Source organism: Sphingomonas paucimobilis NBRC 13935, assembly GCF_000739895.2.
In the GTDB taxonomy this organism is placed as follows: domain Bacteria; phylum Pseudomonadota; class Alphaproteobacteria; order Sphingomonadales; family Sphingomonadaceae; genus Sphingomonas; species Sphingomonas paucimobilis.
This window is the reverse complement of the sequence record NZ_BBJS01000026.1, coordinates 37,191-47,683: the sequence shown is the minus strand read 5'-3', so window position 1 is coordinate 47,683 and position 10,493 is coordinate 37,191. Positions and strand designations below refer to the sequence as shown.

The following is a 10,493-nucleotide window of genomic DNA, read 5'->3' as shown; positions in this document are numbered from 1 at the left end:
ACAGGGGAGGATTTCGAGCTATGTCAGCCCCGCCGCGCGATGCCTTGCGCGATGATCGTCGCTTCCGCCTCGGCCAGCACGGCACCGGCATTGCCGGGGGCCATCACCGCGCGTTCGGCCGCGCGAATGCGGGTCAGCGCGCGGGCCAGCATGGCGGGCGTCCAGCGGCGCAACGCGCGCGCGGTCTTCGCCTCGTCGCGAAAGAAGACGCGGTGGCGCTTCATTACCGCCTCGACGGGTTCGCCCTTGTCGATATCGGCGCGCATCTCGGCCAGCGCGATGAGGCGGCGGGCGAGCGCACGCAACCAGGGGATGGGGGAGGCGCCGCCCTCATCGAGCAGCGCCAGTTCGCCGCCCAGATCGCCGACGCGGCCCTCGACCACCGCCTCGACCGCGTCGCCCATCTCCGCCTCGCCCAGATCTGCGCCGATCGCGTCCATTGCGGCATGATCGGCCTCACGCGGGCGGTCGGTATCGGCGTCGAGATAAAGCGCCAGCTTCTCCAACTCGCGCGTGATGACCGCGCGGTCCGCGCCGGCGGCCTCGACCAGCCTCGCCGGCACCCCGGCGGCCAGCCGCAAGCCCATCTCGCTCGCCATCGTCACCGCCAGCCGCTCGGCATCGGCGGCGGTGGGGGCGTAGCAGCCGAACGCCATGGCACGCGGCGAATCGAGCGCCAGCTTGACGATCTTGGCGGTGGTCTTGACCGTGGGGGCGATGGCGACGACCGGATTGCCCGCCGACTCCGCCTCCAGCAGCGCGGTGAACGCCGCCAGCCCTTCCTCGCCGATACCGGCGATGCGGATGAAGCGCGGCCCCCCGAACAGCGACAGCGCCGCCGCCTCGTCGGTCAGCCGCGCGGGGTCGCTCTTCAGCGTCGCCGAGTCGAGGTCGATCCGCTCGGCCTCGCGCCCCATCGCCTCGGCGAGCAGGCGCGCCAGTTCGCTCGCGCCCGCTTCGTCGGGACCGTGGAGCAGATAGAGCCGGATATCGGCCGAAGGGCGGCTCAGCGCCTGGCGGATCTGACCGGCATTGGCCTTCACGGCTGGCCGGCCGGCGTCCCGCCCGGGCGCGACCGGGCATAGGTCGCCAGCCGCGCGACGATCTCGTCCGCGACGATGACCGCCAGCCGCTCCAGCGCGGTGTTTTCCGCCGCGATCGTGGCATATTCGGACCGGACGACATCGATACCGGCATCCGATCCGGCCGTCGCATCGACCAGCACCGCGTTGCTGGCCTGGTCGATCAGCTGATAGCGCGCGCGCAGGATCCGGCGTTCGCGCGTAACCGAGTCGTCGCGCCGCACACCCAGGCCCTTGATCTGGTCGTCGAGCTTGACGTCCAGCCGGTACCGCGCGCCGCCGCCCTGGCCATCGCCCAGCCGGTCGCGCAGGGCATTGGCCATCAGCCAGCCGGCCTTGCCCTGAATGGGGGCGACCTCCACCCCCGACAAGGCGGTCGCCACCGCGCCCTGGCTGCCCCCGGCATAAAGCGGGTGCAGGCCACAGCCCGACAGAGCGAGCGTCAGCCCCAGGGCGGCGGCGATCAGGGGGAAGGGGCGCATCATGCGACGATGTTTACCAGACGGTCGGGCACCACGATCACCTTTTTCGGGGTCGCGCCGTCGAGCGCCCGGACGATCTTGTCCGACGCCAGCGCGGTCGCTTCCAGCACGTCCTTGGGGCTGCCCTTGGCCACGGTCAGCGTGTCGCGCAGCTTGCCGTTGACCTGCACCGCGACGGTGACCTCGTCCTCGACCAGCAGGCTTTCGTCGACCTCCGGCCAAGCGGCGTCCGCGATCAGGCCCTCTTGCCCCATCCCGGCCCAGGCTTCCTCGGCCAGATGCGGAACCATCGGCGCGACCAGCAGCATGGTGGTGCGGATCGCCTCGTTCCGGCTGGCCGACGGCTTGGCCTTTTCGATCGCGTTGACCAACTCGTACAGCTTGGCGACCGCTTTGTTGAAGGCCAGCGCTTCGATATCCGCCGCGACGCCCGCGATGGTCTGGTGTAATTTCCGGGAAAGCGCCTTGTCTTCGCCCTCGGCCGCTTCCGAACCATCGAACAGACGCCACAAGCGCTGGACGAAGCGCCACGAGCCCTCGATACCCGATTCCGACCAGGGCAGGTCGCGCTCGGGCGGGCTGTCGGATAGCATAAACCAGCGCACCGCGTCCGCACCGTACTGATCCACGATGGGCTCGGGATCGACGGTGTTCTTCTTGGACTTGGACATCTTCTCGACGCGGCCGACGGTGATCGGCTGCCCGGTCGCGATTTCGATGCCGTCGCGGATTTCGCCCGGCGCCAGCCAGCGGCCGTCGGAGGATTTGTAGCTCTCGTGCGTGACCATCCCTTGCGTGAACAGGCCCGCGAACGGCTCCGCCACGTCGATCAGGCCGATATGCTTCAGGGCGCGCGTCCAGAAGCGGGCATAGAGAAGATGCAGGATCGCATGCTCGACGCCGCCGATATACTGGCCGACCGGCAGCCACTTCTTGACGACCTCGGGATCGAACTGGCGATCCTTGGGCTGGCTGGCGAAGCGGATGAAATACCAGGACGAATCGACGAAGGTGTCGAGCGTGTCGGTCTCGCGCCGGGCGGGCTTGCCACAGCTCGGGCAGTCGACATGCTTCCACGTCGCGTGGCGGTCGAGCGGGTTGCCGGGCACGTCGAAGGTGACGTCCTCGGGCAAGGTGACCGGCAACTGGTCCTTGGGCACCGGCACCGCGCCGCAATCCTCGCAATGGATGATCGGGATCGGCGTGCCCCAGTAACGCTGGCGGCTGACGCCCCAGTCGCGCAGGCGGTAGACGGTCTGGCCTTGGCCCCAGCCTTCGCTTTCGGCGCGGGCGATGACGGCGGCCTTGGCGGCTTCCACGTCCAGCCCGTCAAGCGGGCCGGAGTTCACCAGACGGCCGCTGCCGGTATAGGCGGTGTCGCCCTCGAACACCGGATCGGTGGTATCGCCATCGGCGACGACGCGGGTGACGCTCAGCCCGTATTTGCGCGCAAAATCGAGGTCGCGCTGGTCATGCGCGGGCACGCCCATCACCGCGCCCGTGCCATACTCCATCAGCACGAAGTTCGCGATATAGACGGGCAGCGTGACGCTCGCGTCCATCGGATGCTGCATCCGATAGCCGGTGTCGAAGCCCAGCTTTTCCTGGGTTTCCAACTCGGCCGCCGTCGTGCCACCCGCTTTGCAGCGTTCGATGAAGGCCGCTGCTTCGGCGTTCGTCTCGGCCAATTCGCGTGCGATCGGGTGATCCGCCGCGATCGCGACGAAGCTCGCGCCGAAGATCGTGTCGGGGCGGGTCGAATAGACCTCGATCGACTCGGCGAAGGGCGCGACCGGGGCGAAGCGGAACTGCAGGCCCTTGCTGCGGCCGATCCAGTTCTCCTGCATCAGCTTCACCTTGTCGGGCCAATGCTCGAGCGTCGTCAGCCCCTCCAGCAGCTCGTCGGCGAAGTCGGTGATCTTCAAGAACCACTGGTTTAGCTTGCGCTTCTCGACCAGCGCGCCCGAGCGCCAGCCGCGCCCGTCGATCACCTGTTCGTTGGCGAGCACGGTCATGTCGACCGGGTCCCAGTTGACCGCCGATTCCTTGCGATAGACCAAGCCGCCCGCATACAGGTCGAGGAACAGCGCCTGCTCATGGCCGTAATAGTCCGGCTCGCAGGTCGCGATCTCGCGCGTCCAGTCGAGCGCGAAGCCCAGCCGCTTCAGCTGCGCCTTCATCGTCGCGATATTGTCGCGGGTCCAGCCGCCCGGATGGACGCCCTTTTCCATCGCGGCATTCTCGGCGGGCATGCCGAACGCGTCCCAGCCCATCGGGTGGAGCACCTCATGCCCGATCATCCGGCGATAACGCGCCAGCACGTCGCCCATCGTATAGTTGCGGACATGCCCCATATGGATGCGCCCCGACGGATAAGGGAACATCTCGAGGACGTAGGAGCGCGGCTTGGGGCTGTGATCGTCGGCGGCGAAGGTGCGCCGCTCCTCCCAGATCCGCTGCCAGGTCGAATCCGATTTCAGGGCGTTGAAACGCGAGGCCATTCTTCTCGTCTTTTACTTCGTGATCGAGGCACGGCGCAGGTCGCGCGCCTTGGTGAGGATGATGTCTTCCAGCTTCTGCGTGGTCGCGGCCTGGACGGGGGCGGCGACCCACTGGCCACCGCGATTGACCTCGCGCAGCGCGGTCACGCGCAGCGCGTCGGCGCGCAGATCCTGGTCGAGGATGGTGACGGTCACCTTCATCCGCTCGGTCGGGACCTGCGGGTTGATGTACCAGTCGGTCACGATCACGCCGCCATTGGAGTCGGTTTCGGTCAGTGGCATGAAGCTCAGCGTATCCAGGCTGGCGCGCCACAGATAGGAATTCACGCCGATCGTGGTGATCTTCGATGCGGCCAGATCGGCCTGCGGGCGATCCTTCTTGCCGGCACAGGCGCCGAGCGACAGAGCGGCGATTACCGCGAACGCGGTGGCGGAACGGCGAAGCATCGGCATTATCCTGACTGGGAATAAGGGTTGCGTATCGCTCTACAGGGGCCCCGCCACCCCGGCAAGCGGGCGTGCGATGGTCGCGATTCTGTGGATACGGGGCAACAGTCGGACAAGATTCGCGATCGGACGCGTAACAATGGGATCACTCCGACATGATTCCATGTTAGGACCGGTCTTGAAGAGGGGTCTCAGGCCAAAGGGGTGGACCGTGTCGTTCGGGCGTGTGGTGATCGGACTTGCTATCGGGGCGCTGGCCGCCACGACGGCATTGGTCGCGCCCGCCATCGGTGCGGTGGACCAGAGTGTGCGTCAGGCCAAGCGGATGCTGACCCTGCGGGGTGCCGGTGGTTTCACTCCGGCCGCCGCCGATCCCCGTCTCGCCGCCATCTTCGCCCGCAGCGGCCTCGATGCCGGTGACCTGCGCTTCACCCCGGCGGAAAGCCAGCGCGGCGCCAATCGTGCGGTGACGGTTGCGGTTCGCGCGCGGACCAGCCGCACCAATGACGAACGGATCGCCGCCAACACCGCGCCGACGGTCGGCCTGGCGCCGATCTCGTACAATCTGGGCGTTTCGGTGGGCTGGAAGCGGCTGGCGGTGTCCAGCGATATCGCTCGCGTTGATCTGGCCGGCTTGCCGGGCAGCCGCGAGACCGCCGATGTCGCGGTCAGCTATACCGCGAATCGCTTTACCGGCCGCGTGAAGGCCTCGACCGATCGCCCGATCGAGGGCGTCGCCAAGCTGATCGACACGCCGTCCAGCTATTCGCTCGACATGGGCGGCTCCTATGCGCTGACCCGCAACCTGGATGTGACGGCGGGCGTCCGCTATCGCTCGGACCGCGAGCGTCTGGCGCGGCTGGATGACGATCGCCGCAACAGCCAGGCGGTATATCTAGGAACCGCTTTCCGGTTCTGACCTTCGCGTGATGCGATTTTGCAGGTGTGACGCTTCGTTGGAGCGTCGCTACCCGACGCCTTGTGCCTCTTTTCCCCTGATCCCGGTTTAAAATGAGGGGGCTCGCCGATGGCCGGATGTAATCATCGGCGTTCGGTTCGAGCCTTTTAAAAGAAGAGAGTGTTCGCCCCGAGGACGCAGAGGGTGCCAGGCCCAGATCGGATGCCTGTCCTCATTCCACGCCCCCTTGGCAAGGCATGGTGTTGCTCCGCGCCGGACACCTTCGCGTCTCCGCGCGAACACATTCATTTGCGGAACGAGGCTGTCGTCGGAGCAGGCGCAGTTTGCGTCCTCATTACCTAGCCCGCACCGCCCCAGGCGTCGATCGCTGCCCAACCGTCGAATCGCCCCCGCAAACGACGAAAGCGTTCCGCGTTCATGCCGCCCAACGCGATTTGCGCCAGGCCAAGGCCGCGTCCGATCCGTGCCGCCCGTGCCGGTTTGATGCTAGGTGCGCCCGGATGCGACCGGGTGGGGAACAGCGGCGAGACGAACAATAGGTCTGCCCCGGCCTTCCACCCTGCAATGGCCTCAGCCCGGTCATGCGCGGGCCAGCTTCGCAAGCCTTTGCGTCCGCCCCATTTGTGTACGCCATCGCCGGGCAGACCACCTCCGGCGACCAGCAGCACCAACCCCCGCGCCCTGGCGATTCGCCAGACCCGGCGATGAATCGCCCGGCGCTTGCCCGGGGGCGTTGCGTGGTGACGGAACACGACCCCCGATCCTGGCGGCAGCCGACGCAGCGCCGCCCAGAGTCCGTCGCCCAGCCGCTCATCGGTCATCAGCCATGTCACGGGGTATCGGTCGGCCATCGCTGTGACTATAGCGCCGGGCATGACCGACGACAGCGTTTCCCGCCTTGCCACCGTCTCCACCGCGCTTCAGCGTGCCGCCAAGCTCGGCGATCACGCGACCCCGACCCTGATCGCGGTGTCGAAGACGCATGATGCCGACACGATCCGGCCCTTGCTCGACGCCGGGCACCGGGTGTTCGGCGAGAATCGCGTCCAGGAAGCCGCCGCGAAGTGGCCAGCTTTGCGCGCGGACTATCCGGGCGTCGAACTCCATCTGATCGGCCAGTTGCAATCCAACAAGGCCGAGGACGCGGTCGCGCTCTTCGATGTGATCCACACTGTCGACCGCCCCTCGCTGATCGCGGGTCTGGCCCAAGCGATGGACAAGAGCGGCAAGCGCCCCGATTGCTTCCTGCAGGTCAATATCGGCGAGGAGGAGCAGAAGGGCGGCTGCGCCATCGCCGAAGTCCCTGCGATGCTGGCACAGGCGCGTGCCGCCGGGCTGCCGACCATCGGCCTGATGGCGATTCCGCCGCACGGGCTGGACGCCGCGCCCTATTTCGCGCTGCTTGCCAAGATGGCGCGCGAACTGGGGCTGACCAAGCTCAGCATGGGCATGTCCGAGGATTATGAGGTCGCCGCGATGCTGGGCGCCAGCCATGTGCGCGTCGGCAGCGCCTTGTTCGGAGCCCGCGCATGAGCCGCTTCGCCGCACTGCTGTTCGATTTCGACGGCGTCCTGATCGACAGCGAATATGAGGGCAATCGCCACCTCGCCGAATGGCTGACCGCCAATGGCCACCCGCACACGCCCGAAGAGGCGATGCACCATTATATGGGGCTGGCGGGCGAGGATTTCCTGTCGGCGATCGAAGGCCGTATCGGCCAGACCCTGCCCGATGATTTTCACGAGGCGCGCCGAGCCGAGGATATCCGGGCGATGGACGAGGGCGTCGCGGCGATTGCCGGCGCGGTCGACTTCGTCCGCACGCTGCCCGCCGACTTCCTCAAGGCGGTGGTGTCGTCCAGCCCGACGGTGTGGATCGACCGCCATCTGCGCCATCTCGGCCTGCGCGAGGCGTTCGGCGACCATATCTATAGCGGGCGGGAGCATGTGACGCGTGGGAAGCCGGCGCCGGATCTGTATCTCTACGCCGCCGACCGGCTGGGCGTACGGATCGAGGACTGCGCCATCCTGGAGGACTCCCCCGTCGGTGCGAGCGGCGCGGTGGCGAGCGGCGGCTATGTCATCGGCATGTGCATGGGCACCCACTGCGCGGTCGGGCATGACCAGCGGCTGCGTGAGATCGGCGTGTCGGCGATCGCGCAGGACTATGCCGATGTGCGGCGCGAATTGGGGTTCTGATCCTCCAACCCCCGTTCACGCTGAGCGAAGTCGAAGCGCACGTTCCGCGCTCAGCCACGAAGGCCAATCCCGTAGCCTTCGACTTCGCTCAGGCTGAACGGAGGATGGGACGGGGCCTTCCTACAACTGATGCCCGGTCCGGTCCCGTTTGGTCGCAAGGTAGCGCTCGTTATGCGGATTGGGGGGTAGGCTGTGCGCCACCCGCTCGACCACCTGCACCCCAGCCGCGTTCAGCCCGGCGACCTTGGCGGGGTTGTTGGTCAGCAACCGCACCTCGTTCTGCCCGAGTAGCGTCAGCATCCGCGCCGCCACGCCGAAATCGCGTGCGTCGATCGCAAAGCCCAGCCGGGTGTTTGCGTCGACCGTGTCAAATCCCTGATCCTGAAGCTGATAGGCGCGCAGCTTGTTGACGAGGCCGATGCCGCGCCCCTCCTGCCGCAGATAGAGCAATATGCCCCAGCCCGATGTGGCAATGGCATGGATCGCGGCGTGAAGCTGTGGCCCACAATCGCATTTCAGGCTGCCCAACACATCGCCGGTCAGGCACTCGCTGTGGAGGCGCACCAGCGGCGGCTGGCCGTTCGGCTGGCCGATCAGCAGCGCGACATGCTCGCCCGCCGCATGGGGCGAGCGAAAGGCGACGATCTCGGCATCCTCGGCGCCTGCGACGGGCAGGCGCGCGCGGGTGGCGATGGCCAGCGCTTCGGCATTTTCATGCGCGACGATATCGGCGACGGAGAGCGCCGCCTCCACCCCCGTCCCGCCGACGAAAAAGGCCGGCAGCATCCCCGCAATCCGCGCGAACCGGATCGCCGCCGCCGCGACCGCCGGATCGGGCAGGGCAAGCGCGCGATAGGGGCCCTTCAGCGGCGTCGCGAGATCGAATTGCGGATCGGCCAGCGCGGTGGCCGCCGGGAAATCGATCCAGGGCGCGCGCTCGACCAATACCGGCGCATCGGGATCGGCGGCCTCGGCCTGGTTGGCGAGCTTCAGCGTCGCCGCGCGCCCGGCCGAGATCAGGACCGGCGCCTGAGCCTCGGGATCGAACGCGGCGAGGCGGATCGGGTCCGCCGTCTCGACCGCCAGCAGGGCCGTGCCGTCGATCGCGATCGGCCACCCCCGGCGCAGCGCATCGATGGCGCGCGCGGCGGCTTTGGGGTCTGCGCTCAAAAATCGAATTCCGTCATGATCGGGATATGGTCGGAGGGTTTGAGCCAGCTCCGGCACCCCTCGAACACGCGGTGGCCGATCGCCTTTTCGGCCACGTCGCGCGTCGCCCACATGTGGTCGAGCCGCCGCCCGCGATCCGACGCCGCCCAATCCTTCGCGCGGTAGCTCCACCAGGTATAGAGCCTCTGGGGCGCGGGGATGAAGTGGCGGCCCAGATCGACCCAGTCGTTCGAGGCCTGGAGGCTGGCCAGCGTCTCGACCTCGATCGGCGTATGGCTGACCACGTCGAGCAGCTGCTTGTGGCTCCACACGTCCGATTCAAGCGGGGCGATGTTGAAATCGCCGGTCAGGATGGTCGGGCAATCGAGCTTTCCCGACCATTCGATCATGCGGCCCAGAAAATCGAGCTTCTGGCCGAATTTCGGATTCACCTCGCGGTCGGGCACGTCGCCGCCCGCGGGGATATAGACATTCTCCAGCCGCACGCCGTTGGGCAGGCGCACGCCGACATGCCGCGCCTCGGCATTGGCCTGCCAGTCGAGGCGATCGTCCTCGACGATCGGCACGCGGCTGGCAATCGCGACGCCGTGGTGCATCCGCTGGCCATGGATGATGATATGCTCATAGCCGGCGGCGCGGAACAGATCGAAGGGAAAGTCGTCATCGACGACCTTCGTCTCCTGAAGACACAGGATGTCGGGCGCGGCCTCGGTCAGAAACTGCTCGACGATGGCGGCGCGGAACCGCACCGAATTGATGTTCCAAGAGGCGATTTTCACGAGGCCGGATGTAGCGGCGGGCAGGGCGGGAGACAAGATTACCCGGCCTTGGGATTCCTCCCCTGCAAGGGGTGGAATGAGGGGGGGGCGGCAACCCAAAAAAGGAAAGGCCCTCGCTCCGGGGGCATGGAGCGAGGGCCGACCTAGCGTTCGTCACGCAGGCGGGATGAGGGCACTCATTCGAGCAACAGGGGGGAATCTCGAAGGCCCCTCAACCGCAACGCCCTGATAGGACAGGAAACCTGTCGCCCGGATGAATGAAATTGTCCGTTGGCGTTCAGTTTCGTGCCGCCGACCTCCGTGGGTCGTTGAATCGGAACGCCTTGTCGTCCACCGCCACACCATAACGCTGATTCGACAGGCGAATCGTCGTCCGGTTATTCTGGCTATCGAGCGCGACCCAGCCTTGCAGCATCAGCCCGCCGGGCGCGGCGGGATCGCGAGCGAAGACCAGCGTGATCTTGCCATATTCGGGATGCTTGGGATCATTGGCCTCGACCGAGAGCAGGCGCGAGTCGGCGCTGGGCACGACCTTGGCATAGCGGCCGATATCGCGGCTGGGGTCGATCAGCACGCCGAGCGGCGAATTCTTGATCGGCCAGCGCTGCACCTGGCGCACCGAATAGTCGATGAAGGTCAACGCGCCGCCATCGGCGACGATCAGCAACGGCACGCCCTTTTCATATTGGAAGCGGATCTTGCCCGGCTTCTTCATGGTCAGCGTACCGGTCAGCACCTTGCCGGCGCGATCGGTCTGGGTGAAATCGGCGGTCATCGTCGTCAGCGCCTGAAGCGAGCGCTGCACCGCCGCCAGATCGCCGCCGGCTTGCGCCAGGGCGGGCACGGGGGCGGCGACCATCGCCATGGCGGTCGGCGCCAGCAGGGCGGACGCCATCATCGAACGGATCATCAAAA

At 67.0% G+C, this 10,493-nt stretch carries 11 protein-coding genes; 3 read left to right on the top strand and 8 right to left on the bottom strand.

Annotated features, from left to right (window positions below; all coding sequences use genetic code 11):
• Window positions 1-23 precede the first annotated feature (23 nt).
• Genes holA through SP6_RS09315 form a run of 4 tightly spaced genes read right to left on the bottom strand, consistent with a single transcriptional unit; the run spans window position 24 to window position 4,512 of the window.
• Entirely contained in the window at window positions 24-1,043 is a 1,020-nt protein-coding gene (holA, locus tag SP6_RS09330; RefSeq protein WP_007405959.1) for a DNA polymerase III subunit delta, read from the bottom strand.
• Window positions 1,040-1,567, bottom strand: a complete 528-nt coding sequence (gene lptE / locus SP6_RS09325; protein ID WP_007406012.1) for an LPS assembly lipoprotein LptE — start codon at window positions 1,565-1,567, stop codon at window positions 1,040-1,042. Before lptE ends, holA begins: the two co-directional genes overlap by 4 nt.
• On the bottom strand, window positions 1,564-4,065 hold the full coding sequence (gene leuS, locus SP6_RS09320; RefSeq protein ID WP_007405980.1) for a leucine--tRNA ligase: 2,502 nt from the start codon (window positions 4,063-4,065) through the stop codon (window positions 1,564-1,566). The genes lptE and leuS overlap by 4 nt, the downstream gene beginning before the upstream one ends.
• 12 nt (window positions 4,066-4,077) lie before the next feature.
• Window positions 4,078-4,512: a DUF3576 domain-containing protein gene (locus SP6_RS09315; RefSeq protein WP_007405977.1), complete on the bottom strand. Its 435-nt coding sequence runs from the start codon at window positions 4,510-4,512 to the stop codon at window positions 4,078-4,080.
• 211 nt (window positions 4,513-4,723) lie between these two features.
• Between SP6_RS09315 and SP6_RS09310 the strand changes: the two genes are divergently transcribed.
• Entirely contained in the window at window positions 4,724-5,431 is a 708-nt protein-coding gene (locus SP6_RS09310; protein ID WP_007406027.1) for a hypothetical protein, read from the top strand.
• A gap of 338 nt (window positions 5,432-5,769) precedes the next feature.
• Here the strand turns inward: SP6_RS09310 and SP6_RS09305 are convergent, their stop codons facing one another.
• Window positions 5,770-6,252 (bottom strand): thiamine phosphate synthase, encoded by a 483-nt coding sequence (locus tag SP6_RS09305; protein ID WP_007405970.1) that lies wholly within the window; start codon window positions 6,250-6,252, stop codon window positions 5,770-5,772.
• 52 nt (window positions 6,253-6,304) lie between these two features.
• On the opposite strand from SP6_RS09305, the gene SP6_RS09300 reads away from it, so the two are divergent.
• Together SP6_RS09300 and SP6_RS09295 are read left to right on the top strand one after the other, a co-directional pair.
• Complete coding sequence (locus SP6_RS09300) at window positions 6,305-6,964, top strand: YggS family pyridoxal phosphate-dependent enzyme (RefSeq protein ID WP_007406021.1); 660 nt, start codon at window positions 6,305-6,307, stop codon at window positions 6,962-6,964.
• On the top strand, window positions 6,961-7,629 hold the full coding sequence (locus SP6_RS09295) for an HAD family hydrolase (RefSeq protein WP_007405997.1): 669 nt from the start codon (window positions 6,961-6,963) through the stop codon (window positions 7,627-7,629). The genes SP6_RS09300 and SP6_RS09295 overlap by 4 nt, the downstream gene beginning before the upstream one ends.
• A gap of 120 nt (window positions 7,630-7,749) precedes the next feature.
• On the opposite strand, the gene ribA is transcribed toward SP6_RS09295, so the two are convergent.
• The 3 genes from ribA to SP6_RS09280 form a co-directional block, all read right to left on the bottom strand.
• Window positions 7,750-8,799, bottom strand: coding sequence for a GTP cyclohydrolase II (gene ribA, locus SP6_RS09290; RefSeq protein ID WP_007406036.1), 1,050 nt, complete (start codon window positions 8,797-8,799; stop codon window positions 7,750-7,752).
• A complete protein-coding gene (locus SP6_RS09285) occupies window positions 8,796-9,578 on the bottom strand; it encodes an exodeoxyribonuclease III (protein ID WP_007406006.1) in 783 nt (260 codons plus the stop codon). The genes ribA and SP6_RS09285 overlap by 4 nt, the downstream gene beginning before the upstream one ends.
• Window positions 9,579-9,855: 277 nt before the next feature.
• A complete protein-coding gene (locus SP6_RS09280) occupies window positions 9,856-10,488 on the bottom strand; it encodes a LolA family protein (RefSeq protein ID WP_397567815.1) in 633 nt (210 codons plus the stop codon).
• Window positions 10,489-10,493: the final 5 nt, after the last annotated feature.